Source organism: Embleya australiensis, assembly GCF_051903075.1.
Lineage (GTDB): Bacteria > Actinomycetota > Actinomycetes > Streptomycetales > Streptomycetaceae > Embleya.
The window spans coordinates 4,071,582-4,096,078 of sequence record NZ_CP182423.1 but is presented as its reverse complement, the minus strand read 5'-3'; the positions used below and the strand labels follow the sequence as shown (position 1 = coordinate 4,096,078).

Below are 24,497 nucleotides of genomic sequence, written 5' to 3'. Positions count from 1 at the left end.
CGGGCGAGTCGAGGGATCCACCCCGCTCGCCACGCACGAACGAATCCGGAGGCCACTGTGCCGATGCCATCACGCGAGGTGAGGCCGGACGTGCGAGGCCGCGACGCCACTGCGTTCGTGACCTGCGCCGCGACGCTTCTCGCCTTGATGAACTACACCGCTCCGATGGCCGTGCTGCCGGACATGGCGGCGTCTTTCGACAGCAGTGCCGCCGGCAAGACCTGGATCCTCAACGGCATAGCTGTGGGGCTGGCCGCCACTTTGCTCACTTCGGGCAGCCTGGCGGACAACTTCGGCCGTCGTAGGGTCTTCAGCGCGGGGCTCGTCGCGTTGGCCGCGGCGTCACTGGTGTGCGCCGCAGCTCCTTCGACGGGACTCTTCGTCCTGGGCAGGTTCGCCCAAGGCACCGCGACCGCCGCCGTCATCGCAGCCGGACTCGGCGCACTCGCCAACGCCCACCCGGATGCCCGGGCCCGCACCCGGGCGACCGGTATCTGGGGGGCGATGCTCGGTGCGGGTATCGCCCTCGGGCCGCTGGCGTCCGCCCTGGCCGAGGCACTCGGCGACTGGCGACTGTTCTACGTCGGCCTGGCCGCGAGCTCGGCGGTCCTGGCGGTCGCGGCCGTCGTCCGCATGTCGGAGTCACGAGCGCAACGGCCGCGCAGGGTCGACCTCTGGGGCATGATCACGTTGACCGCCGGGGTGGCGCTCCTGATCACGACGCTGACGTTCGGTCGCGAGGGCTGGACACGCCCCGAGACAGGATGGCTCGGCGCGGCCACCGCGGTGATGCTGATCCTGTTCGTGGTGGTGGAGAACCGCCGACGCGAGCCGATGCTGGACATGGCGCTGTTCGCCGATCGCGCCTTCGTCGCGGCCACCACCGGGGCGTTCGCGAACGGATTGGGAACGATCGCCCTGATGAGCTACCTGCCGACCCTGCTCCAGACCACGATGGGTCTCAGCCCCCTGCACACGGCGGAGATCTACACGGCGTGGGCCGGCACCTCCTTCGTCGTCGCGCTCGCCGCTCGACGTTTGGCCGGACGCGTGTCACCGGGCAGTCGCATCACCATCGCGTTGGTGATGGCCGCGGTGGGTGCCCTGGCCATGCTGGGGGCCTGTGGGGCCGATTCCTGGCCCCGTCTGTTGCCCGGTCTGTTCATCGCAGGCATCAGCAGCGGCGTGATGAACGCGACGCTCGCCGGCCAGGCCGTCGCGACGGTGCCGCCGGATCGCACCAGCATGGGCTCCGGCGCCAACAACACGGCGCGGTACATCGGTTCCGCCCTCGGTGTGGCCATCGTCGTCACGGTGTCAACCGGGAGCGCGGACGCGGCCGAGGGGGCCGACGCCGCACTGTGGGTCTCCGCGGCCATGTCCGCGGTCTGCGCCTGCCTCGTTCTGGCGACGCGTCTTCGACACCCCGGTCGCGCCGAGGCAGCACCTTCCGGCCCCGGCCGCGCGCCCGAGCGGCCCGTCGCCCGCTCGACGTCGGCGTCGGGCCGTCGCGAGTGAAAACGGGTACCGGGGGGCCCGCTGAAACGGGGCGCCGTGCTTGTCAACCCGGGGCGGGCGCGGTCACCGGAAGATCCCACGCAGACCCTCCAGATAGCGTTCCGGAGTCAGGTCGCCCGAAACGTGGTGCTGTACGACGTAGCCCTGGATCATCGACAGGAGAGTGCGCCCTGCGGCGGTCGGATCGGCGCCGGAAGGAGGATGGCCGTTCACGGCGAACTGCCGTGCCAGTTGCGTGAGTTCACTCAACATGTCGGTTTGTGGTCGCGCGAGGACATCGCCCAGTCCCGAGTCGCGCAACGATTCGCTCCAGGCGTGGATCATGATGCGCCCGGTGTCCTCAGAGGGCGTTGAGTCCGTTTCTGATAGCGGCCGCGTCCGGGTTGTTCGAGGAGCCCTTGGCGGACGAGTCGTCCCAGGCGGGAGCGGGTGACGTTGATCGAGGGCTCGTCGGTGGGTAGGCCGAGGCGCTCGTGCAGATCGCGGACGCGGAACACCTCGCCGGGGTGCTCGTCGAACGTGGTCACGATGCGCTGGCGGTGGCGGTGGCGGTCTCCGCAGGGGTCGTTGCGTGGTCGGGAGGGGTGAGGCCGTCGATGACCCTGCGGGTGGCGGCAAAACTCGTCCAGGCGGGCTTCGGTCTCGGCGAGGGCGGCGGTGAGCCGCTCGGTCTGCTCGCCCAGGTTGTCGGCGTGTGCGGCGGTCTCGTGGTGTTGCGTCTGCAGCAGCCGCAGGAGTTCAGCGACGTTCACGCTGCCAGATCCACGTCGTCCCGCCAAGTGGGGGTAGGGGCGGTGAGGCGTCGGAGCGGCGTCGGAGCATGCCGGCGGTGGAGGCCCGGTAAACGCGGGAGGCCGCGTTGTCGGGTCGGTGGTCGTAGTCGCGGGCGAGGCGCCGCTGCAGCATGAGGGTGCCGTTGACCTGCTCGACCACCCACCGCTTCGGTTGCGGGACGAAGCCCTTGCCTGCGTCGTCGGGGGTTGCGTCGGACCACCTCGACGGTGATGTCCTTCACCGCCCCGTGGACGATCACGGCAGCTTTGAATCCCCGGTCGACCAGGACCTTTTCCAGGCGCATCCCGCATCGTTCGGCCGCCTGGTCCAGCAGGGCGATGCCGGCCTCGTTGTCGTGCGCGCTCGCGCGAGGATCACCACACCGATGATCAGGCCCAGCACGTCGACGGCGAGTCCCCGCTTCCTGCCGGGCGTCTTCTTGTTCGCGTCCAGGCCCGTCGTCTCCTTCGGCACCCCGGCCGCCACACGGACGGACCGGGTGTCGATGATCACCAGGGACGGGTCCTCGACACCACATCAGCAGGAACGGGACTTAACGTCCTCTCAACCCCGCGACCCGCCCTGACCAGCTAATCAACACCTCCTGCACAACCGGGAAGCTAATTTCCCGCACCAGCGCGCCCTTTGGCGATTGCGGGTCGCAGCCGGTGGCGACTCCCTGTGGCAAGCGTGGAGCCCGGGCCGGCCGATGAGCATCGGTGTGCCTGTGCCGGCCCCGGGCGCACGCTTCGGTCTCAGGCCGGTTCCGTGGCTTCGTCCGGTCGAGGCATCGTGTCGGCGAGTTGAGCCTCGGTCCAGCGGGGGGTGATGTGTTGGGAGCAGTTCCAGTTGAAGCCCTCGACGTCGATGACGATCAGGCGCTCCACGCTCCCCGGGGTGCGGATCACGCCGAGTCGAACAGCCAGGTCGGGGTTTTGTGTCGGGTCGTGAGCAGTGGCGTGGCCGAACAGTTTCAGTCGTGCGCGGCTGGCATAGTCCATGAAGAACAGCGCCACGCGATCGTCGGCGCCGATGTTCCCCGTGGTGATGTACTGCCGGTTTCCCCGAACGTCGGCGTAGGCGAGGGTGTGTGTGTCGAGGACGTGCACGAAACCCGCCGGTCCTCCCCGGTACTGGATGTACGGCCATCCTGTGTCGCCGACGCTTCCCAGGTAGAAGCCGTCGCTTTCGCCGATGAAGGCGGCTTCGAACACGGTGAGCGGATCGGGTCGATGGTCCGGATGGCCGGTCGGGTGGCGATCGGCAACGGGACTGGCGTGTCCGCGTTGGGCCTGTCGGACGGATTCGGTGTAGGCGACTTGGGCGTAGCGGGTCATGACTTCTGCCTTCCTTTGCGGGGGAGGTCGGTCGCGTACGCGGCGTGGTGGGAGGGTGCGACGTGGTGCGCGGTGTGATCGTCGTCCGTCTTGGGAGCGTTTCGTTCGCGTCCCCAGTGCCAGGACAACGCTGCGGCGAGCAGTACGAAGGCGGCGGCAAACGGGGCCAGGCCGAGGGAGCCGATCACCGCGAGTCCGCCCGCGCCCACGGCTCCGGCGAGCGCGACAGCCGCGTACAGCGACGATTGGTAGAGGGAGGTGACGAGCATGGTCGGGCCGGACCATCCAGCGATGAGCTGTTGCTGTTGCGGCGTGGTGATCGCGAGGGAGACCAGTCCGGTCAGGGCCGCCGCGGGAACCGCGAGGGCCATCGATCCGCGCAGCGCGGGCAGGACGAGGAAGACCGCGACGATGGCGGACAGCCCGCCGAGCACGGCTCGGCGGGCGCCGCGACGGTCCGCGAGATGTCCGGCCATCAGGTTTCCGATTGTCCCCGCGATTCCGAACGCCAGTACCAGCAGAGCCAGTTCGCCGCCCTCTCCGCCGCCGGTGGCGGGTTCGAAGATGGCGCTCAGGTAGGTGTACGGGATGTAGATGCCGGTGAAGGCGAGCACGGTGATGGTCAATTGCTGCCGTACACCTTGCGAACGCAGCGGCTTGAAGCCGCCCCGCAGTCCGGTGCGGGTGGTGACACGATCGATGTTCGGGAGGCAGAACAACAGGACGGGTGCGACCAGGAGCCCGAGAGCCGCCACGCACCACATCGTGGCGCGCCAACCCATTGCGTTGCCCAGCACGGTTCCCAGCGGCGCACCCAGGACGAGCGACAGGGTGATGCCGAGCATGACGAGTGAGATGGCCTTGCCGCGATGTGCGGGTCCGGCGAGAGTCGAGGCGGTGGCGCTGGCGTTCGCGGTGAACAGTCCCGCGCCCGCCGCCGCGACCACGCGTGTGACGAGAACAGCCCAGTAGCCGGGTACGACGGCCGTGGCCACGTTGCCGATCGCGAAGATGATGAGGGCGGTCACGAGTACGGTCCGTCCCGACCAGCGTGTCGTCAGCGCGGTGAGCACGGGGGTGAGCAGCGCGTAGGCGATGGAGAACACGGTGACCAGTTGTCCGGCCGCGCCGATCCCTACGTGGAGTGAGTCGGCGATATCGGGCAGGACGCCGGAGATGACGAATGCGTCGGTTCCCATCACGAATGTGCCGATCGCAAGGACTGCGGCGTGCCGACGCCAGGCGTGATCGCTGCCCGGGGCCTGCGCGATGTCGGGTTCGATCCGGTCGGCGGACGGGTTCGGTCGGGACGTTCGGGTGACGGGGACGTCGGGCCCTGTGGCCGCGGTCGCGTGCGGCGGCAGGTGCGGGGTATGTGGGCTGGACACATGCACTCCTTCGACAGCCATCGTAAGCTACGACGAGCATCGTAACTCTATTCCGATGAACATCGTAATAGGCCGGATCTCCAGGGAGTCGAAGACGTGCATACGCCCACACACACGCTGCTGCCGCAACCCGACCTCGCTCGGGTCGACATCGCCACCGTCCTTCAGGCGCTTTCCGACCCCATCCGACTCCGCATCGTGCGCGAACTCGACATCGTGGGCGAGGCCACATGTAGCTCGCTCGACGTACCGGTCAAGGTTTCAACGGCGTCACACCATGTGCGCATCCTGCGCGAGAGCGGCGTGGTCTCGACCCGCATCGACGGCACCTCCCGTCCCAGCCACCTGCGTCGAGCCGAGCTCGAGCACCGCTTCCCGGGGCTTTTGGCTGCCGTCCTGGGAGCAACACCCCCCAGCCCCGGGGCCGACCAGAAACCGCTGTCGGCGGATTCGTCGCGACGGCCGGCGAGCTGACCACCCGAGCGGCCGATCCGACCGTCACCCCAGGGGGGCGAGGGCTGCCTCGGCGGTGTGCCTCACGAGGGACCTTCGCGAGAATCGGCCTCGGCGATCCTGACCGACGCGCCCGAGGCCGACCATCGCCTGCGTCACACCCAGTCCGTCGCCGGCGAAACCGAATCGGTCGACGCAGATTCGGACCATGGACACCCGACAGACGTACGAGCGCTCCACGATCCCGACCGCGAGATCGAAAGCCGCCTCGCCGTCGACGCGGGCCACCTCACGCCGATCGGTGGAGCCAACAGGTGAGCTTGTCGTTTAACCCTCGGCGGTGGGTACGCGCACTGCTCGACAGATCGCCGGTCATGATCGCACCGGTAGGGCCGCGTCTCGCGGAGGTATTTCCGACGACGAGTTGGGGCAGTCCCAGGTGCGGCCCCTGCGCCGAGGGGAACGCCACGAAGAACGTGCCGAACGCCGAGCCGACGACGGTGGCCACCAGCGTCCAGAACAGGCCTGCGCCGACGGCGAGGGTGGCCACGCCGGTGGCCAGTCCGGTCAGGTTGACGTTGGTGACGAACCAGATCGCGCCCAGCGTGGAGACCTTGCCGTGGCGTTCGTTGCCGGGAACCCAGTCGATGGATCGCTGCTCGATCCCGACGGCCGGACCGGTTCGACGGGTGGGGCTTCCTGGGGCTGCGCGGTTTCGGTCATGGCCGAACTCCCAGGACGCGGGGACGAAGGGGGTGTGCGGGAATCGCGCCGGGTCGTGCGTCCGGTGCCTGTGACAGCGGTGTGCCGAACCTCGGAGGTGCCGGCGCTGCTCACCGACGGCGAGTCGGGCGCAAACGCCGAGGGTTACCGCGCGGCGGCCGGCCGACCCTCGGATCCCGAATCCCCCGTGGTGGATGGGCAGTGCCGCGTCATGCCGTCGTGTCGTCGCTCCGCAGCGCGCGCCGTGCGGCGCCGATGGCGTGTGGGTCCCAGCCCGGTCGAGGCACGGAGTCCATGAGCAGTCGGGTGTAGGCGTGGTTCGGCAGGGCCAGGACGTCGGCGGTGCGGCCGGATTCGACGACCCGGCCGCGGCGCATGACGATGACGTCGTCGGTGACGCATCGGACCACGCCGAGGTCGTGGGTGATGAACAGGTAGCCGATGCGGGTCTCGTCGCGGATCTCGGCGAGAAGGTTGAGGATCTGCGCCTGTACGGACACGTCGAGCGCTGCGACGGCCTCGTCGAGGACGAGGATGGCGGGCTCGACCGCGAGGGCCCGAGCGATGGCGACACGTTGCCGCTGTCCGCCGGACAGTTCGCGGGGAAGCGCGTCGGCGGCGCGGGTGCCCAGGCCCACCTGGTCGAGGAGTTCGCGGATCCGTGGTGTCGGATCGGTGCCGGGCCGGTGCAGTTTGAGCGTCTCTCGGAGCACGGCCTCGGCGCTGGTGCGCGGGTCGAGCGAGAGGTAGGGGTCCTGGAAGACCATTTGGATCTGGCGGGCGCGGGCGAGGCGTTCTGCGCGGCCTCGGGGTTGCGTCGTCCGGTCCTGTCCGCGGACGCGGACGTGCCCGGCGTCGGCGCGGTCCAGTCCCACGACGATGCGGGCAGTCGTGGTCTTCCCGGAGCCGGACTCGCCGACGATGCCGAGCGAGCCGCCGTCCGGCAGGGTGAAGGTGACGTCGTCGACGGCTCGTACGTCGCCGAACGTCCGGCACAGTCCGCGGACTTCGAGGAGGGGGTCAGGCATTGCCGGGCGTCCCTTCGAGACGGTCGCTGTGGTGGCAGCCGGCGGTGTGTGCGGGTTCGCCGCGCGCGGGCATGCTTCGGGGGGACTCGGTGGTGCACAGGTCGGTGGCGTGGGCGCAGCGTGGTGCGAAGGGGCAGCCGACCAGTTCCCGGCGTAGGTCCGGGGGTTGGCCGTCGATGGCGGCGAGTCGGCCCTGTGGGGCGTCCAGGCTCGGGGTGGAGTCCAGTAGGGCTTTGGTGTAGGGGTGGCGGGGTCGGGCGAACACCGATGCGGCGGGCCCGGTTTCGGCGATGCGGCCCGCGTACATGACGTAGACGCGGTCGCTGATGGCTGCCGCGAGGCCCAGGTCGTGGGTGACGAACAGCAGTCCGGTGCCGAAGCGGGCGCGCAGGTCACCGAGGAGGGCGACGACTTCGGCCTGCGTGGTCACGTCCAGTGCGGTGGTCGGTTCGTCGGCCAGCAGCAGGGTCGGGTCGCCCATGAGGGCGGCGGCGATCATCACTCGTTGGAGCATGCCGCCGGAGAGCTGGCCGGGGTATCGGCGCAGCACGTCGGTGGTCAGTCCGACGGCTTCGAGGAGTTCGCCGGCGCGGGCTTCCGCGGCGGCCGCAGACATGATCTTGTTGAGCCGTACGCTCTCGGTGAGGAAGTCGCCGATGCGGCGCAGCGGGTTGATGGCGGTGCGTGGGTCCTGGAAGATCATGGCCGCGGTCCGGGTGCGCAGATGGCGCAGTTGTCGGGCGTTCATGGTCAGGACGTCGTCGCCTGCCACGTGCACGGTGCCCTCGGTGGTGGTGCCGGCGGGCAGGAGGCGCAGGACGGTGCGCGAGGTGAGTGTCTTGCCGGAGCCGGATTCGCCCACCAGGGCCACGGTCTCACCGCTGCCGACAGTCAGGTCGACGCCGTCCAGGACCGGTCGGGCGGTGCGCGGCAGGCGCATGCGAAGGCCGCGGATGTCCAGCGCGGCGTGGGAAACCTCATGGGCCGCGGACGGCGCCTTGCCCGCCGGGTCGTGCTTCGTGATGTTCATCGGTTCCTCCCGGCGACCTTGTCGGCCCAGCGTTCGCCGACCACGTTGAACGCGACGACGGTCAGGATGATCACCAGGCAGGGGATGATCGCGGACAGCGGGTAGCCGCTCTGGATCGCGGATTTGCCGTCGAAGACCATGCGTCCCCAGTCCGGGGTGAGGGCGGGTACGCCCAGGCCGAGGAAGGACAGGCCGGCCAGGTCGATGAGGGCGTAGCCGAAGTTGACGGTGCATTGGGCCAGGACGACGGGGGCGATGTTGGGGACCATGTGCCGCAGGCAGACGTCGGTGGCCGAGTGGCCCTGGACGCGATATGCGGCCACGTAAGGGCGTTCGCGTTCGGCGAGGACGAGGGAGCGGGCCAGCCGGGCGACATAGGGCAGGTACGCGATCGACAGCGCGACCACCGGGGCGAGAAGGCCCTCTCCGTATACCGACGTGAACAGGATGGCGAGGAGCAATCCCGGGAAGGCCAGCGTCAGTTCGGTGGTGCGGGACAGGAGCGAGTCCAGCCATCCGCCGCGCCACCCGGCCACGACGCCGACGGCTCCGCCCGCGATGGTGGAGAACACCACGACCCCGAGCGGGCCGAGTAGCGAGGTGCGGGCGCCCTCCACGAGCCGGGAGAGGGTGTCGCGTCCGGCCGCGTCGACGCCGAGCGGATGGTCGCGGGACGGTGCCGCGAGAGCGTTGCCCAGTTCCACCGTGTTGGGGTCGTGCGGGGCGATCCACGGCGCGATCAGGGCGACCGCCACGACGAGGCCGACGAAGGCGGCGCTCACCAGGTACAGGGGGCTGTGGCCGGTGGCGCGGATCCGCGCGAGTCCGGGGCGGCGTACGAGGGTCGTGCTCATGCGGTGGCCCTCGTTCCCAGGGTGATGCGCGGGTCGACGACGGGCAGCAGGAGATCGATGATCAGGTTCACGGTCATGAACAGCCCGACGATGATGAGGGAGATGGCCTGGACGACGGGGAAGTCTTTGGTCGTGGACGAGAGTTCGAGAAGTTGGCCGACGCCGCCGACGCTGAACGCGGTCTCGACGAGGACGGTGCACACCAGCAGGCTGGAGACGATGAGCCCGCCGGTGGTCAGCACCGCGCCCAGGGCGTTGCGGAAGACGTGACGGCTGACGACGTGCCGTTCCGGGATGCCGCGGCTTCGGGCGACCGCGACGTGTTCGGAGCCCAGTTGCTCGAGCATGGCGCTGCGGGTCACCCGGGCGAGCATCCCGACCAGGTACAGCGCGAGCGCGACGGCCGGCAACGTCAGGTGCCACAGCATGGCGCCGAATCCGTCGCCGCTGCCGCTCCCGCCGGAGGGGAACCAGCCGAGTTCGACCGCGAGGAAGCCCTGGAGCAGGATCGCCGCGACGAACGCCGGGGTGCCGATCGCGAACGTGGTGCCGACGAGGATCGCCGAGTCGGTCGCGCCGCCGCGCACGGCACCGGCCCAGCCGAGGGCGAGCCCGAGCACCACGACGACGACCAGGGCCATGCCGACCAGCAGCAGGGTGGTGGGCAGGCGCGAGGACAGCAGGTGGGACACGTCGGTGCGGTACTCGATCGAACGGCCGAAGTCGCCGTGCAGGATGTTCCCGAGCCAGCGCGCGTACTGCTCGATGAACGGGTCGTTCAGGTGGTACTGCCTGTCGATCGCCGCGAGGGCGGCCGGGGACGCCGACCGCCCTCCCAGCAGGAAACTCGCCGGATTGCCCGGCGCGAGGTACATCGCGCCGAAGACCACGAACGAAGCGCCGAGCAAGGTGGCGGCCATCTCCAGCAGCCGCCGGACGGCGAATCTCACGAAGTTCACCCCGCGGCCCCCACATCCGCCGCCCACGGGTAGTACATGTACGCGATGGTCGTCGGCGCGCCGGTGATCTTCTTGTTCAAAAAGACCGTGGACGGCCACTCGGCGATGGGCAGCCACAGCACCTCGTCCGCGGCCTTCTGCTGGAGTTTCGCCTCCAGCGCGAAGCGCTGCGCCGGGTCGTAGGTGTCGGTGATCTTCGCGACGAGCGCGTCGAATTCGGGGTCGCCGTAGCCGGCGTGGTTCTGGTAGCCGCCGGTGCGGAAGTTGCGCAAGAGGTCGACCGGGTCGGTGACGGACAGGTAGTACGTCTCCGGAAACATGTCGATGCCCTCGCGGGCCTTGGGGTCGGTGAACAGCGCCGAGAACGCGTCCGGGGCGATGGTCTTCAACTCGACCTTGAGGCCGATCCTGGTGCCGGCGTCCTGGATCGCGGTGGCGACGAGGGAGACGTCCTGGCCGATCGGGCTGGTGGCGACGGTGACCGTCTTGCCCTTGGCACCGGCCTCCTCGACGAGCTTCTTCGCCTGCTCGATGTCCTGCGTGCTCGACGGCAGGCGGTCGAACGCGGCGGACTTCGCGTCGCCCGGGGCACCGGCCCAGGCGGCGCGCGGGGTGAGGGAGGCGGTGGGTGTCCCGTTGCCCGCGAGCGCGGTCTTGACGATCCCGGGCCGGTCCAGGGCCATTGACAGGGCCCTGCGCACCCGGACGTCGGAGAGGGTGCCCTTCATACTGGTGACGTTGACGTTGAGGGTGCTCAGGCCCTCGCCGAAGTACAGGGTGCCCGTGCCGCTGGTACGCAGCCGCTCGTAGCTCTCGCTCGGTATGAGGAAGCCGCCGTCGACCTCGCCGCCGAGCATCGCGTTGGTGCGCGCCGACGCGTCGGTGAGGAACTTGAACTCGACGTGCTTGGCCTTGGCCTTGCCGCCCCAGTAGTCGTCGAAGCGTTCGAGTTCGAGGGATTGGCCCTTGGCCCAGTCGCCGAGTTTGTACGGGCCGGTGCAGTCGAGGCCGCCGGTGGTGCCGTAGTCCTTGCCGGCGGCCTCGACGCCCTTCCTGCTCGCCACGACGCCGGCCGCGGTGGCCATCAGTTGGGGGAAGAGGGAGTCGGCCTGCTTGAGTTTGACGCTCACCTGGAGCGGTCCGGTCGCGGTGATGGTGTCGACGTTCTCGAACGACTCGGCCCACGCGGCGCCCAGGTCGGGGTTCATCTGGCGGCCGAGACTATAGACGACGTCGTCGGCGGTCATCACCGACCCGTCGTGGAACTTCACCCCGGGCCGCAGGTCGTAGACCCACGTGGTGGGATCGGGATTGGCCGCCTTCTCGGCCAGGCCCGGTGCCAGGGTCAGTTGCGGCGTCCAGCGCATCAGACTCTCGCAGACGTTGGACAGCACCGTGTTCTGCGGGTAGTCGAACGCGGTGATGTAGTCCAGGGAGAGCGGTTCGGCGTACAGCGCCCAGCGGAACGAGTCGATGTTCCCCTTGGCCGGCGGGGTACCGGGGGAGAGCCGGTAGTTCGCGGCCTGTCGGGCCGGGTCGTGCTTGGGCGGTCCGGAGCAGGCCGCGACCATGGCGAGGGCGGCCACGGCGGCGACCGCGGGCGGCGCGGCCCGTCGCGCCCGTCCGAGGGGGGTGGGCCCGGGTCTCGTCATCGGAGGTTCCCTTCGGTGGTCGTCGGGTGCGCTGCGGGGATCTGCTGGGTGATGCAGTGGACGCCGCCGCCGCCGAACGCCACGGTGCGGGTCGGGACGCCGACGACCTTGCGGTCGGGGAAGGCGGACTGGACGATCGCGAGCGCGCCCGCGTCCTCGGGGTGGTCGGCGATCGGCACGATCACGCCGCCGTTGGCGATGTAGAAGTTGAGGTAGCAGACCTCGGTGTCGCTGCCGCCCCACGCGACGAACGCCGTCTGGGGGACGTCGACGATCTCGAACGGGCGTCCCTGCGCGTCGGTGGAGGCCTCCAGTACCGCACGGTTGGCGCGCATGCGCGCGTAGTCGGGGTGTGCCGGGTCGGCGGGCAGTTGCACGATGACCTTGCCGGGGGCGGTGAACGCGCAGACGCCGTCGACGTGTCCGTCGGTCTCGGTGTCCAGAAACCCGCCGTAGGGCAGCCAGATGATCTTGGTGACGCCCAGGCGTGCCTCGAGCTCGGCCTCGATCTCGGCGCGCGTCATTCCCGGGTTGCGGTTGGGGTGCAGCAGGCACTGCTCGGTGGTGATGAGTGTGCCCTCGCCGTCGACGGTGATGGCGCCGCCTTCGAGGATCATCCGCGAGTCGATCCGCGGGTCGCCGAGCGCGTCGATCAGGGCCGCGGCGATCCTGTCGTCGGCGTCCCACGGATGGTGCTTGCCGCCCCACGCGTTGAAGCGGAAGTCGACGCCCGCCCGCGAGCCGGCTTCGTCGAGCACGAAGATCGGGCCGGAGTCGCGGAACCACGAGTCGTCGATGGGCAGTTCGATGATCCGGATGCCGTCGCCGCACAGTGCGCGGGCGTCCTCGGCGGCACCGGGGACGGTGACCATGGTGACGGGCTCGAACTCGGCGATGGCGCGGGCGACGGCGGCGTACTCGTGCTTGGCGTGGTCGAACATGTCGCCCCACAGGTCGGGCCGGGTGGGCCAGGCCATGAGGCAGCCGTCGTGAGGGGTCCACTCGGCCGGCATTCGGTACGTCATGGGTTTCTCGTTTCGTCGTGCGCGGTGAGGTGTGGTGCGGTGCAGGCGGACGGGTGCCGGGCCTGCCCCGGGATTTCAGAGGAAGTACAGGCGGTTGAGGGGGACTTCGTCTGAGGGTTCGGAGTGCAGCGCGGCACCGTCGAGGGTCACCAGGCCGGTGCGGGCGTCCACCCGCACCTGGCCGGTGCGCGCGTTGTGCACCATGTCGGCGGGGCCGATGCCCCGGGTGCCGCGGACGGCGACCCGGCGGCGGCGGGTGGTCATGCCGTCGTACGGCCGGCCGGCCGACCCGGCTTCCGCGGCGGCTCGGCTGACGAAGGCCACGGACAGGTCGGCGGGTGTCGCGCCGTGTCCGCCGAACAACGGACCCATCACCAGCGGTTGACAGTTGTCCGTGGCGGCGTTCGGGTCGCCGGTGACGCCGTAGGCCGGGAATCCGGACTTGAGGACCATCTGCGGCTTGGCCCCGAACGTCGCCGGGCGCCACAGCACGATGTCCGCCAGCTTGCCGACCTCGAGCGACCCGACCTCGTGGGAGAGTCCGTGCGCGATGGCCGGGTTGATGGTGAGCTTGGCGATGTAGCGGAGCACGCGCGCGTTGTCGTCGTGCGGGCCGTCCCCGTCCGCCGGGCCGAACTCGTGCTTCATCTTCCCGGCGAGCGCGAAGGTACGGCGCACGGTCTCGCCCGCGCGGCCCATGCCCTGGGCGTCCGACGACGTGATGCCGATGACGCCCAGGTCGTGCAGGACGTCCTCGGCGCCCATCGTCTCGGTCCGGATGCGGTCGCGCGCCATGGCGGCGTCGCCGGGAAGGTCGGTCTTGAGGCCGTGGACGGAGACGATCATGCCGTAGTGCTCGGCCACGGCGTCGCGTCCGAACGGCAGTGTGGGATTGGTGGACGAGCCGATGACGTTGGCGACCCCGGCCATCGTGAGGACGTTCGGGACGTGTCCGCCGCCGCAGCCTTCGATGTGGAAGGCGTGAATGGTGCGCCCTTCGAGCACGGAGAGGGTGTCCTCGACCGACAGGCACTCGTTCAACCCGTCGCTGTGCAGCGCCACTTGCACGTCGTGGTCCTCCGCCACCCGCAGCGCGGTGTCGAGGGCGCGGGCGTGTGCTCCCATGTCCTCGTGGACCTTGAACCCGCAGGCGCCGCCTTCCGCGAGCGCTTCGACGAGTGGCGCCGGGTCGGAAGCCGAACCGCGACCGAGGAAGCCGATGTTCACCGGCCACGCGTCGAAGGAGTTGAAGGCGTGCCGCAGCGCCCAGGGCGAGTTGACGCCGACGCCCCAGAGCGGGCCGAACTCCTGGCCGATGATCGTGGTCACGCCCGACGCGAGCGATGCCTCCATGATCCGCGGGCTGAGCAGATGGACGTGCGTGTCGATGGCGCCGGCGGTGGCGATCAGGCCCTCCCCCGACACGATCGCGGTGCCGGTGCCCACGACGACATCGACACCGTCGAGGGTGTCCGGGTTTCCGGCCCGCCCGATCGAGGCGATGCGCCCCTCGCGGATGCCGATGGACACCTTGCGGATGCCCTGGAACGCGTCGATCACCACGACGTTGCTGATCACCACGTCGCAGGTCTCGCGGACGGTCACGGCCTTGAGATGCAGGCCGTCCCGGGCGGTCTTGCCGAAACCCGCGAGGAACTCGTCCCCGGCGGCTTGCGCGTCGGACTCGACCCGGACGACCAGACCGGAGTCGCCCAGGCGGATCCGGTCACCCGCGCGGGGGCCGTGCACGGCCGCGTACTCACGGGCGTCGAGGGGGCTGCCGCTCATGCGAGTTCCTTCCCGTGGCCGGGCTTCGGCGTCGTCGCGCCCGGGGCGTCGCCCGCGTCGGGGGCCGCGCCGAGGTAGCCGCACGCCGCCGCGCGGCGCAGCGCCTCGGCCTTGGCGCCCGGCGCGTCCAGCGGTCCGTCGACCAGACCGGCGAAGCCGATCGCGATGCGGGCGCCGCCCATCGGTACGAGGCCGACTTCGACCTCGGCGCCGGGGTCGAACCGGGTCGACACGCCCGCGGGCGCCGCCGGCCGCATGCCGTAGGCCGCCGCCCGGTCGAAGTCGAGGCGCGGGTTGGCTTCGAAGAAGTGGAAGTGTGAGGTCACGCTGACCGGCACCGAGGCGGTGTTGCGCACCGTGATCCGGGTCACCGGCTCGGGCCCGGCGGCGGCCCCGGTCGCCGGGATCACCGCGCCGGGTGCCGCGTCGCCGTGGCCGGGATGGCCGAACGGGTCGGTCACCACGGCAAGTCGGGTGCCGTCGGGGAAGACGGCTTCCACGTACACCTCGGTGACCAGGTCGACGACGCCGGGCAGCACGTCGTCTGGGCCGAGGACACAGCGGGCGGCCTTGACGGCGTCCGCGAGCCGGTGTCCCGCGCGGGCCGCCTCGCACACGGTGTCGGCGATCAGCGCGGTCGCCTCGGGCATGTTCAGCAGCAACCCGGCGTCCCGGCGACGGCGCGCCAGCTCGGCTGTTGTGAACAGCAGCAGCCGATCGCGCTCGGTCGGGGTCAACTGCACGGTGTCTCCAGATGGTTCGTGACATGCGGACGGGGCAACGGGCTCGTCCCCGCGCGGATGGAGCGGATCTGCTGTCGGTGACGGCCTACTTGGGTGCCGGCACGGCGGGTTGGTCGTGGGTGGCGCAGTGGATGCCGCCGCCGCCGGACGCGATGGCGTCGATCGGGACGGGAACGACGTCGCGGCCGGGGAAGTGGTCGCGGAAGATCTGGCGCGCCCGGTCGTCCGCCCGCTTGTCGCCGAAGCGCGGCATGAACAGCGCGCCGTTGGCCACGTAGAAGTTCGCGTAGCTGGAGACGAACGCGTCGCCGCGTCCGGTGATCAGATCCGGGTCCGGCTGCGGGAGGTCGACGACCTCGAAGGGCTTGCCCCGGGCGTCGACTGCGGTCTTCAGCACGGAGCGGGCCTGGTCGCCGGCCCGCGACCAGGAGTCCGCGGGGCCGCCGGGGAACGCGGTGTCCAGCAGGACGGCGCCGGACGCGGCGTAACGGACCAGGCAGTCGACATGGGCGTCGGTGATGTCCTCGCCGCGGACGCCCGCGAACCAGACGACCCGGGTGACGCCCAGGGTCTGCTTGAGCCCGTCCTCGATCTGCTGCCGGGACTTGCCGGGGTTGCGGTTGTCGTTGACCACCGAGCTCTCGGTGACCAGCAGTGTTCCGTGGCCGTCGGTCTCGAACGAGCCGCCTTCCGCCACCAGCGGTGCCTGGTTGCGAGGGACGCCGTAGTGCGCGAGGACGCTGCGCGCGACCCGGCCATCGTTGCCGTGCCGCTGCTTGTTCCCCCAGCCGTTGAAGTTGAGATCGACGCCCGCGACCGTGCCGCCGTCCTCGACGAACACCGGGACGATGTCCCGTGCCCACAGGTCGTCGACGGGGACGGCCAGGACCTCGGCGTCCTTCCCGCAGGCGTTCTGCGCGGCGGCCTGCTGGTCCGCGCCGGCCAGGACGACGACCGGCTCGTACTCCGCGACGGCTCGTGCCAGCCGGGCGATGTCCTGGCGTACCGCGGGCAGGTCCGCGCCCCAGATCCCGGCCGAGGCGGGCCAGGCCATGAACGTGCGCTCGTGCCGGTCCCATTCGGCTCCGAACCTCCGCGATCCGGCTTCGGCCGTTTCCGGGCCCCCTCCCGGCGCTCCGCGACCGGCACCCTCCCCAGGAGCGTCGGACGTGGAGTCTGCGGTACAGGCGACGGCACCGAGGGCGACGACACCGGCACCGAGCAGACCGCGCACAACGGCGCGGCGGGACGGGAGGACAGCGGACATGGGGAACTCCGGGAGGGGTCGTGCGGTGGGCGTCGGGAACGGCAGGCGCCGAAGGGGGATGGGGCGGGGCGGGCGGTCAGGCCACCGGTTCCTGCATGGTGGAGCAGTGGATGCCGCCGCCCCCGCCGCCTATGCGGTCGGTGTCCAGCTGGACCACCCGGCGGCCGGGGAAGGCGGCGGCGACGACCTGACGGGCCGCCTCGTCCTTGGCGCGGTCGCCGAACTGTGACATGACCACGCCGCCGTTGCAGACGTGGAAGTTGACGTAGGAGTCGACGAAGTCCGGGTTCGTCGAGCGGATGGTGTCCGGGCCGTCGACGCGGATGACCCGGAGCCGACGGCCCCGCGCGTCGGTGGCGGCGGACAGGATCGCGAGCTGGTTGCGGGCGTCCTGCGCCCAGATATCGGTGCGGCTCGCGGGTGGGACCTGCACCATCACGATGCCGGGGCCGATGAAGCGCGAGGTGGCGTCGATGTGGTCGTCGGTGATGTCCCGGCCCTTGATCCCGGGCACCCAGATCATCTTGCTCGCGCCGTAGGCGGCCAGCACCGCCTGCTCGATCTGTGCCCTGGTCATGCCGGGGTTGCGGTTGCTGTTGACCAGGCTGGACTCGGTGGCCAGGACCGTGCCGTCGCCGTCGGTCTCGACGGCGCCGCCTTCGCCGGTGAATCCGGCGCGGGTGAAGGCGAGTCGGTCGTACGCCGCGATGCCGGCGGCGACGCGGGCGTCCTTGGCGTGGGTCTGCTTGTTGCCCCAGCCGTTGAAGCCGAGGCCGACGGTGTCGCGTCCCCCCTGGCCGTCGGTGCGGAAGACAGGCGCGGTGTCGCGGGCCCACAGGTCGTCGACGGGAATCGAGCTGATGACGGTGACCGTCGAGCCGCATTTGGCGCGCGCGGCGCTCGCGGCGGCGGCATCCGGCGCGCACATGACCACCGGCTCGAAAAGCGCGATCGTCTTGGCGATCAGGGCGATGTCGTTCTGGACGCCGCTCAGCCGGCGGCCCCAGATGGACGAGCCGGTCGGCCAGGCCATCCAGGTGCGGACGTGCGCGACGTCGTCGGCGGGCACCCGCAAGGCCGCCGCGGCGTGCGCGGCCGGGGCGAGGAACGCCTGGCCGCCGACCGCGAGCCCGGCGGCGCCGAAGAGGACCCCGCCGAGCACACGGCGACGCGAGGGCTCGGCGGCAACGGTCTCCGGTGCCGAACAAGAGGGGGTGGTGCGCGCTCCATGCATGGCTGACTCTCCCTGTCGGGTGGTAGCTCCGCCGCTCGGCGGCACGGATGGACGAACTCGCGGATGGTGGGATTGCCGGCGGTAGGGGGCGCACATGGCACCCGGAGTCCCGGTCCGGCGTGCCCACACTGTTCCACTGACTGAAAAGTCAGTCAATAGCGCGAAGGGTAAACGGCCGCAGCGGATCTCGGGTGGGGCCGGGCGCCTCACGCGGGCGCACGCGGTGACCGCAGGTGTCGGCGGCGACATCGATCGGCCGCCCGACGGGCGTGATCGCACGAAGCGCGAACGAGCCTGTGAATCAAGCATGAACGGGCCTGTGAATCAGGCGCGAACGAGCCTGTGAATCAAGCGCGAACGGGCCTGTGAATCAGGCGCGAACGAGCCTGTGAATCAAAGGGTTCGGTGGCGCGGTCGCCGGTACGGGCGAGCAGCCCGCAGGGCGCTCCGGCCCACGACCGGGAATCTCTCAGGCGTGGCCGAGGTGGGCCAGCTCGGCATCGATCGCGGCGAGTATGAGGGTGCGGGCGCGGTCGAGCGTCAGCCCCTCGCTCAGCCAGCGCCCACTGAGTCCTTCGAGGAGCGCGGTGAGCCGTTGGGCGGCCTCCAGTGCCCGGTCCGCGGGCGCGGCCGGCAGCACCGCCGTGATCAGGTCGGCGACCTCGCCGTCCCACACGTGCGTGGCCTCGGCGAGGTCCGCGCGCAACAGGGTGTCGAACATCGCGCTCGCCCGCAGCTCGCCCCACGCGGTGCTGTTCTCGCGGACTTCGGCGCTGTCCTGGAACTCCAGGAGCAGTGTCCGCTCCAGCACGGCCCGCGGGTCTGTCAGACGCTCGGCGGCGACGTGGGCGGCGGTGTAGCGCTCGGCCCGGTTGTTGATGAACTCCAAGCTCGCGCGCAGGACTCCGGCGCGGTCCTTGAAGTGGTAGTAGATCAGCCCGTTCGACACGCCGGCCTCGGCGGCCAACTCCTCGATGCGCAGACCCCGCACCCCGCGGCGGGCGATGAGCCGAGCCGCAGCTTCCATGATCACGGTACGACGGTCGGCGGCCATGGTTCGACACCCTACCCTTCGGCCCCACGGGCACCACACACCCCGCCCATTGCGCGGCGGCGGCGACCCGAATGGGCGGAGGGAATCGCCGCGGTGGCCGCTCATCGGAACTGTGGTCGCGGGCCACCGGACCGAAACCACCCGCGGAGTCGAGGCGGCGACCGGTGATCACGGACGCGCCCGTCCGGTTATGATGACTGAATATTCAGTCAGTCGGATGGGTGGCCCCGCGCCGCCCTGATGGGGTGGCACGAGTGTCGAGCCGTCAGTCATTGATCCTGGAAGCCGCCGCCGGGCTCATCGCCCGGCGCGGGGTGCGCGGCCTGCGGGTGGAGGAACTCGCCGCCGAGGCCGGAGTGTCCGTCGGGTTGGTCTACTACCACTTCGGCGACCGGGCGGGGCTCATGCGGCACACCTGGGAGTTCATCAACGAGCGCGCCGAGCGCTACACGCGGTCCGAGGCCGACCCGGACCTGGATCCGCGCGGCCGGCTGGAGGAAATGCTGATGCTCGAACTCCAGGACACCCCCGAGGTGCGGGAGAACAGCACGGCCTGGGGAGAGTTCCAGGCGAGCGCCGTCTTCGTGCCGGAGCTGGCACTTCAGATGCGCGAAGCCACCACGCACTGGGTGCGGGACGCGCAGGAGCTGATCCGCCGCGGGCAGGACAGCGGCGACATCGCCCCGACCGTGGCCCCGGCCGACGCGGCCGAGCGACTCACCGCCCTCGTCGAAGGCCTGAGCGAGCGCTGGCTGGCCGGCTCGCTCCCCCTGGATCGGGCTCGTTTCCTGCTCCGGAGCGCGCTGGCCCTGGAACTCGGATCGCGGCCACCCGCCTGATCCGCCCCGGTCGCCGCTTCGCCGGACTGCCCGGCAAGGACGGCTTCCGGGTGCGCGGTGGCCCGGGTGTGCCTTCACCTGGATGCTCGCATCAGGAATCGACTGAATTTCAGTAGGTGAGACGGTGGGATCACGGTGATCCGGCTTCGCGATGCGTCATCCTCACGAGCCCACGCTCGCCGTCTCGGATCCGCCGCAGGCCGCGGAGCGGTTTTCCCGCACCCTCTCTACACACGCCGCGATCCGTGCTGCGGCACGACCGGTTGGAGCTCTCCCATGTCCGATCCCCCTCCCGCCCCAGTGGCACCCTGCGCGCTCTGTCACCTCCCGGTTCTTCCAGCCCGGCGTCGTCATGGTGCGGGTACCGCCGGCGGGCCGCAGGGACGCCTGGGTCCGTGATGCCCGCGAACAACTCGCCATCGTGTCCACACCTGCCGACGTCAAAGGGCGGCGCCTGCAAGTGCTCACCGGGGAAGGTCCGCAGGACACCCGTTCGACGAATCGCGACCTGGCCGACTCGTACCTGAACCTCCACCCGGTCACGGCGCAGTCCGGCGGCCGGCGCACCGACGCCGCGGTCCGCGCGGCGCTTGCCGACGCGTTCCCCGGGCGTGCGGTGATCCAGCTCGACGTGGACCGCGCGACTGTGGGCGGTGGGAGCTTCCACCGCTCGACCAGGCAGCAGCCCGCCACGTGACGCGTGTGAGTGCGGCACCGTCGGGGTGCGCCTTCGGGTCGTCCCGAAGCCTCATTCGTTCGCCGCACGCCACGGCCATACCCGGCGCGCAAAGTCCACATTTGCGGCAAATATGCGGTTACGTTGATGCCCTGCCCACTCTGGTCCGGCCGCGGCCGAACACCCGCGCCATCGAAGGACGGATCCTGTGCCCGAATCGCCCCTGATGCCCCGTCGGGCAATGTTGCGTTCCCTGGCGGGAGCAGGCGCGCTCGCCCTCGGCGCGGCCGCATGCTCCGACTCCTCGGACTCCTCCGGCCCGACCGTGCCCGGGTCGTCCCCGCCCGCGACGTCCGGCGGGACGGGCACGGCGCCCGAAGCCGCGGTGTCGGCCCGCCGGTTCGGCGCCGAGTGGGACAGCCATGTGCGTACGTTCATGTCCTGGCCCGCCGCGACCGGTATCTGGGGCGCCGACCTGCCCGCAGCGCGCGAGGACATCGCCCGGGTCGCCCGCGCCATCGCCGCGACCGAGCCCGTCGTGCTGCTCGCCCGCCCCGACCAGGCGGACGCCGCGCGGCGAGCGGTCGGCGCGGACGTCGACGTCGTACCCATGCAGGTCGACGACCTGTGGGCGCGGGACACCGTCCCGGTGTTCGTCGAAGAGTCCGGTACGGTCCACGGCGTCGACTTCAACTTCAACGGGTGGGGCGACAAGCAGTCCCACGAACACGATGCGCGGGTCGCCCGCGAGGTGTCGGCCAAGTACGGCATCCCGCTCGACCGGACGTGGCTCGTCGCCGAGGGCGGATCGTTCGAAACGGACGGCGTCGGCACGCTGATGGTCACCGAGAGCTCGATCGTCAACGACAACCGCAACCCCGGCAGGACCCGGCAGCAGATCGAGGACGAACTCGAGCGGGTGCTCGGCATCACCAAGGTCATCTGGTTCGAGGGCATTCGCAACCAGGACATCACCGACGCGCACGTCGACTCGCTCGCCCGGTTCGCCGCACCGGGCGTCGTGCTGCTGGACAAGGCGTTCCCCGGCGAGCCCGCCGACTCGTGGTCGCGCTCGGCCGACCAGGCGAGAACCGTCCTGCGGGACGCCACCGACGCGCGTGGCAAGCCCATCCGGGTCGTCGACCTGCCGCAGCCCGACCCCGAGCGGATGGCCGCGCCGCCCGACGACAACTTCGTGTCCTCGTACGTCAACTTCTTCATCGGCAACAAGGCCGTGTTCCTGCCGCGTTTCGGCGACAAGGCCGCCGACGACCGCGCGCGGGGCATCCTGCGCGACCACTTCCCCACCCGCGACGTCGTCATGGTGCAGATCGACGCGATCGCCGCCGGCGGCGGCGGGATCCACTGCGCGACGCACGATCAGCCGGGCACCCCGCCGGCATGACACGGCCATTCCGTCCGTCCTGGAGCCGAGGCCGCCTCGCGGCCGCGGTGGCCGCCGCGTTGGCACTGGGGGTGGTCCTCGTGGTAGGCGTCTGGCTCCAGGTCGGCGAACGCATGGCCTTGGACACCCGTTACCGCGCGTCGAGTTCGGCGCCCGACCGGGTGGACGTGCGGGCCTCGGTGCAGCGCGTGGACGCGGCCGCGCGCGAACTCGTCCTGCGCCTGCTCGTCACACCGCGCGGGAACCTGGCCGAGGACGGCGGTCCCGCCCCTGCGGTGAGCCTGTCCCTACAGACCTCACCGGAGGTGCGCGGTGACCTGAACTTCCCCGCCCACACCCGAATTTCCACCGTGGATCTGCAAGTCGCGCTCGGCGGAGGGTCGGTCTCCGACTACCCGTTCGACCACTACCGGACCATGCTGGAGTTCGCCGCACAGGCCGGCGGCAAGCCCATCCCGGTGAACATGACGCTGAGCAACAGCGACGCGCTGTTCGCCCTCGACGTCGATGCGAGCACCGACGACGGCGTGGCGGTCTTCGACGTCGGCATCGAACGTTCGGGAACCGTGCTGCTGTTCGGTGTCTTCATGATGGTCGCGATGTGGGCCCTGGCAATTGCCGTCCTCATCGGTGCCAGGACGTTGGTCGTCGGCCGTCGCGGCCTGGTCTGGCCGGCCCTGGGCTGGATGGCCGCGACACTGTTCGCCCTGGCGGCGTTCCGCAACACCGCCCCCGGCAGTCCCCCGATCGGTTCGCTGCTCGACTACCTCGCCTTCCTGTGGGCCGAGGCGATCGTCGCCGCGTCCCTCACGGTCACGGTGCTGGTCGGCGCCGCAGTGGAAAACCATGCCACGGCCGAGAAGAGCTGAACTCCGCGACCTCGTCTCGACCGCCGCCCCCGCCCGTTTCCCGCCCGCCCCTACGGAGGCCACCCGTGCGCCCTGCCGGCAACCCCCGATACCGCCGTCCCTCTCGTCCGCCTTCCAGCCGCTCGCGTCCGGCGACCCCCAAGACGTCGGCGGGTACCGGATCGCCGCCCGCCTCGGGGCCGGCGGCATGGGACGCGTCTACCTCGCGCACACGCCGGGAGGACGACCGGTCGCGCTGAAGGTCGTTCGCCCCGAGTACGCCGAGGACCCGCAATTCCGGGCCCGATTCGCTCAGGAGGTGGCCGGCGCCCGACGCATCCACGGGCTCTACACGGCGCAGGTGGTCGACGCGGACGCCCACGCCGAGGTGCCCTGGTTGGCAACGGCGTACGTGCCGGGTCCCTCGCCGCACCAAGTCGTCGAAAGATACGGTCCGTTGCCGATCCGAACGGTGTTGTTGCCGGTCGGCGGCATCGCCGAGGCCCTATCGAACCACCCTCGCAGGGAACGACGCGTTCTACTTCGGAACCCGGAGCGCACAAGCAACACGCTGGCTGCGCCGGGGCCGAAGGTCCGTTTCGTTGGTGAAAGTTGATGTCGGCAGACTTCCGTGCTCATTCCCTGCGGCAGGATCTCGCTGCTCGATCAGGGTGGCGGTCAGCCTTCGGGGCTGGCCGGGGGTCGCAACACCCGGGCCCAGCCGAGCACGCGCGCGCCGCAGGAGTGGCGGTCGACCTTCGGGTCGGCCGGGGATCGCAACCACCACCGCATGTCGGGGTATGCCTCCCGGTACCCAGCCGGGTACACGGGAATGTGCTCACACGGAAGGGCGGCTACATGGTGCCGGCCCTTTGGGGCCGTGGCCGCGACTGGGATCATGAACGCATGCCCGAGGAATCGAACCTGCTGTCAGGCCTGTGGCCGCTCGCGCCGTCCGATACGACCGACTGGTTGATGGAGCTGTGCGGCGATGGTGTGACCGGGTTCATGCCGCCCGCGATGCCCGATGCCGTCTGGGTGCTCAACGCCATGTACGAACACGAGCAGGGGCCGGCCGAGGTGTCGTACCACGAGTACCGCCGGGCGCGTCTGGCGGACGGGAGCATCCGGCCCGCCACCCTGGCGGGCGTCGATCTCGAAGCGGGTATCGCCACGGGAGGCGGGCTGGGCCGCGCCGAGCACCCCGGCCGCGGCTGGCGGCGGCTGCGCTGGGCGGAACTCGCCCGGCGCAGCGGCGATCCCGTCGTACCCGACGGGCGGCTGCCCTCCCGCCGCTGTTTTCCCTCGGCCAGGAAGGAGGGGAGTTGGCCGCTCGGTATCGTCCCGCCCACCGAGGGGAGCCTGGACCGTGAGACCTGGGACCGGCTGATCGCCGTCCTCACCGAGCACAGCCTCGCGGGTGCGGACACTCCCTGCCTGGCCTACTACAACCCGTTGATGCTCACGGCCATCGACATCGACAACCTCCATGTGCGGGCCGGCCGCCTCGGCGATGCCGCGATTCTCTACGACAACCCCGAGGCCGACTTCAGCCCGTCCAACCTGTGGGCGAAGGACCGCTCATGGGTCCTGTGCACCGACTACGACCTATGGGGCACCAAGGTCGCCGGGCCCCCGGCTCTCGTCGAAGCGCTGCTCAACGACCCCGAGATCGAGGCAGTACGACTGTCTTGGGCACCCTGATGACGCGCCCGAGCGAACCGAAGCGCTAGCGCTTTCACGTGTACTCGGCTGAGCACATTCACCACCTGTACGCCGACACCGCATCGGTGGTTTGCCCATCACGCCTTGTGGTGACCGGCCTTTGGATCGGTCGAGGGTCGCAACTCCGCGAGGCGTGCCATCGGCGAGTGGGGGACCGTGGCGATCAGCCCTCGGGCT

24 protein-coding genes and 1 pseudogene are annotated in these 24,497 nt (G+C 70.5%); 8 read left to right on the top strand and 17 right to left on the bottom strand.

Annotation, left to right across the window (positions count from 1 at the left end; genetic code table 11):
- Positions 1-63: 63 nt before the first annotated feature.
- Positions 64-1,518 (top strand): MFS transporter, encoded by a 1,455-nt coding sequence (locus tag ACMXN5_RS48240; RefSeq protein WP_439681237.1) that lies wholly within the window; start codon positions 64-66, stop codon positions 1,516-1,518.
- A gap of 63 nt (positions 1,519-1,581) precedes the next feature.
- Here ACMXN5_RS48240 and ACMXN5_RS48235 read toward each other — a convergent pair whose 3' ends face one another.
- The 5 genes and pseudogenes from ACMXN5_RS48235 to ACMXN5_RS48215 all read right to left on the bottom strand — a co-directional run bounded on the left by ACMXN5_RS48235 (position 1,582) and on the right by ACMXN5_RS48215 (position 5,017).
- Complete coding sequence (locus ACMXN5_RS48235; protein ID WP_439681236.1) at positions 1,582-1,842, bottom strand: TetR family transcriptional regulator C-terminal domain-containing protein; 261 nt, start codon at positions 1,840-1,842, stop codon at positions 1,582-1,584.
- Positions 1,839-2,270 (bottom strand): type IV toxin-antitoxin system AbiEi family antitoxin domain-containing protein, encoded by a 432-nt coding sequence (locus ACMXN5_RS48230; protein WP_439681235.1) that lies wholly within the window; start codon positions 2,268-2,270, stop codon positions 1,839-1,841. Before ACMXN5_RS48230 ends, ACMXN5_RS48235 begins: the two co-directional genes overlap by 4 nt.
- A pseudogene (locus ACMXN5_RS48225) lies at positions 2,267-2,823 on the bottom strand (transposase); the annotation flags it as partial. The gene ACMXN5_RS48230 and the pseudogene ACMXN5_RS48225, both read right to left, overlap by 4 nt.
- Positions 2,824-3,047: 224 nt before the next feature.
- A complete protein-coding gene (locus tag ACMXN5_RS48220; protein WP_439681234.1) occupies positions 3,048-3,629 on the bottom strand; it encodes a pyridoxamine 5'-phosphate oxidase family protein in 582 nt (193 codons plus the stop codon).
- Complete coding sequence (locus ACMXN5_RS48215) at positions 3,626-5,017, bottom strand: MFS transporter (protein WP_439681233.1); 1,392 nt, start codon at positions 5,015-5,017, stop codon at positions 3,626-3,628. The genes ACMXN5_RS48220 and ACMXN5_RS48215 overlap by 4 nt, the downstream gene beginning before the upstream one ends.
- Positions 5,018-5,113: 96 nt before the next feature.
- Here ACMXN5_RS48215 and ACMXN5_RS48210 point away from each other — a divergent pair, with 96 nt between their 5' ends.
- The gene (locus ACMXN5_RS48210; protein ID WP_395874137.1) at positions 5,114-5,491 is read left to right on the top strand and encodes an ArsR/SmtB family transcription factor; all 378 of its coding nucleotides are present in this window, start codon (positions 5,114-5,116) and stop codon (positions 5,489-5,491) included.
- Positions 5,492-5,759: 268 nt separating this feature from the next.
- On the opposite strand, the gene ACMXN5_RS48205 is transcribed toward ACMXN5_RS48210, so the two are convergent.
- The 12 genes from ACMXN5_RS48205 to ACMXN5_RS48150 form a co-directional block, all read right to left on the bottom strand.
- Positions 5,760-6,119: a cytosine permease gene (locus ACMXN5_RS48205; RefSeq protein ID WP_439681437.1), complete on the bottom strand. Its 360-nt coding sequence runs from the start codon at positions 6,117-6,119 to the stop codon at positions 5,760-5,762.
- 283 nt (positions 6,120-6,402) lie between these two features.
- On the bottom strand, positions 6,403-7,221 hold the full coding sequence (locus tag ACMXN5_RS48200; RefSeq protein WP_439681232.1) for an ABC transporter ATP-binding protein: 819 nt from the start codon (positions 7,219-7,221) through the stop codon (positions 6,403-6,405).
- Positions 7,214-8,251, bottom strand: coding sequence for an ABC transporter ATP-binding protein (locus tag ACMXN5_RS48195; protein ID WP_439681231.1), 1,038 nt, complete (start codon positions 8,249-8,251; stop codon positions 7,214-7,216). Before ACMXN5_RS48195 ends, ACMXN5_RS48200 begins: the two co-directional genes overlap by 8 nt.
- On the bottom strand, positions 8,248-9,105 hold the full coding sequence (locus ACMXN5_RS48190; protein WP_439681230.1) for an ABC transporter permease: 858 nt from the start codon (positions 9,103-9,105) through the stop codon (positions 8,248-8,250). Before ACMXN5_RS48190 ends, ACMXN5_RS48195 begins: the two co-directional genes overlap by 4 nt.
- Positions 9,102-10,055, bottom strand: coding sequence for an ABC transporter permease (locus ACMXN5_RS48185; RefSeq protein WP_439681229.1), 954 nt, complete (start codon positions 10,053-10,055; stop codon positions 9,102-9,104). Before ACMXN5_RS48185 ends, ACMXN5_RS48190 begins: the two co-directional genes overlap by 4 nt.
- Positions 10,056-10,060: 5 nt before the next feature.
- Complete coding sequence (locus ACMXN5_RS48180; RefSeq protein WP_439681228.1) at positions 10,061-11,716, bottom strand: ABC transporter substrate-binding protein; 1,656 nt, start codon at positions 11,714-11,716, stop codon at positions 10,061-10,063.
- Positions 11,713-12,741: an agmatine deiminase family protein gene (locus ACMXN5_RS48175; RefSeq protein WP_439681227.1), complete on the bottom strand. Its 1,029-nt coding sequence runs from the start codon at positions 12,739-12,741 to the stop codon at positions 11,713-11,715. The genes ACMXN5_RS48180 and ACMXN5_RS48175 overlap by 4 nt, the downstream gene beginning before the upstream one ends.
- A gap of 75 nt (positions 12,742-12,816) precedes the next feature.
- Positions 12,817-14,529, bottom strand: a complete 1,713-nt coding sequence (locus tag ACMXN5_RS48170) for an urease subunit alpha (protein ID WP_439681226.1) — start codon at positions 14,527-14,529, stop codon at positions 12,817-12,819.
- Positions 14,526-15,272: an urease subunit gamma gene (gene ureA / locus ACMXN5_RS48165; protein ID WP_439681225.1), complete on the bottom strand. Its 747-nt coding sequence runs from the start codon at positions 15,270-15,272 to the stop codon at positions 14,526-14,528. The genes ACMXN5_RS48170 and ureA overlap by 4 nt, the downstream gene beginning before the upstream one ends.
- A gap of 85 nt (positions 15,273-15,357) precedes the next feature.
- The gene (locus tag ACMXN5_RS48160; RefSeq protein ID WP_439681224.1) at positions 15,358-16,539 is read right to left on the bottom strand and encodes an agmatine deiminase family protein; all 1,182 of its coding nucleotides are present in this window, start codon (positions 16,537-16,539) and stop codon (positions 15,358-15,360) included.
- A 76-nt stretch (positions 16,540-16,615) separates the two neighbouring features.
- On the bottom strand, positions 16,616-17,773 hold the full coding sequence (locus ACMXN5_RS48155) for an agmatine deiminase family protein (protein WP_439681223.1): 1,158 nt from the start codon (positions 17,771-17,773) through the stop codon (positions 16,616-16,618).
- Between the two features lie 469 nt (positions 17,774-18,242).
- Positions 18,243-18,827: a TetR/AcrR family transcriptional regulator gene (locus ACMXN5_RS48150; protein ID WP_439681222.1), complete on the bottom strand. Its 585-nt coding sequence runs from the start codon at positions 18,825-18,827 to the stop codon at positions 18,243-18,245.
- A gap of 254 nt (positions 18,828-19,081) precedes the next feature.
- On the opposite strand from ACMXN5_RS48150, the gene ACMXN5_RS48145 reads away from it, so the two are divergent.
- The 6 genes from ACMXN5_RS48145 to ACMXN5_RS48120 all read left to right on the top strand — a co-directional run bounded on the left by ACMXN5_RS48145 (position 19,082) and on the right by ACMXN5_RS48120 (position 24,299).
- Positions 19,082-19,666 (top strand): TetR/AcrR family transcriptional regulator, encoded by a 585-nt coding sequence (locus ACMXN5_RS48145; protein ID WP_439681221.1) that lies wholly within the window; start codon positions 19,082-19,084, stop codon positions 19,664-19,666.
- Between the two features lie 151 nt (positions 19,667-19,817).
- Positions 19,818-20,363, top strand: a complete 546-nt coding sequence (locus tag ACMXN5_RS48140) for an agmatine deiminase family protein (protein ID WP_439681220.1) — start codon at positions 19,818-19,820, stop codon at positions 20,361-20,363.
- Positions 20,364-20,583: 220 nt separating this feature from the next.
- Positions 20,584-21,747, top strand: a complete 1,164-nt coding sequence (locus ACMXN5_RS48135) for an agmatine deiminase family protein (RefSeq protein WP_439681219.1) — start codon at positions 20,584-20,586, stop codon at positions 21,745-21,747.
- Positions 21,744-22,616 carry a DUF4436 family protein gene (locus tag ACMXN5_RS48130; RefSeq protein ID WP_439681218.1) on the top strand — a complete coding sequence of 291 codons (873 nt, stop codon included), beginning with the start codon at positions 21,744-21,746 and terminating at the stop codon, positions 22,614-22,616. The genes ACMXN5_RS48135 and ACMXN5_RS48130 overlap by 4 nt, the downstream gene beginning before the upstream one ends.
- A gap of 187 nt (positions 22,617-22,803) precedes the next feature.
- Positions 22,804-23,211 (top strand): hypothetical protein, encoded by a 408-nt coding sequence (locus tag ACMXN5_RS48125; RefSeq protein WP_439681217.1) that lies wholly within the window; start codon positions 22,804-22,806, stop codon positions 23,209-23,211.
- 290 nt (positions 23,212-23,501) lie between these two features.
- Positions 23,502-24,299, top strand: a complete 798-nt coding sequence (locus ACMXN5_RS48120; RefSeq protein ID WP_439681216.1) for a hypothetical protein — start codon at positions 23,502-23,504, stop codon at positions 24,297-24,299.
- The last annotated feature ends 198 nt before the right edge of the window (positions 24,300-24,497 follow it).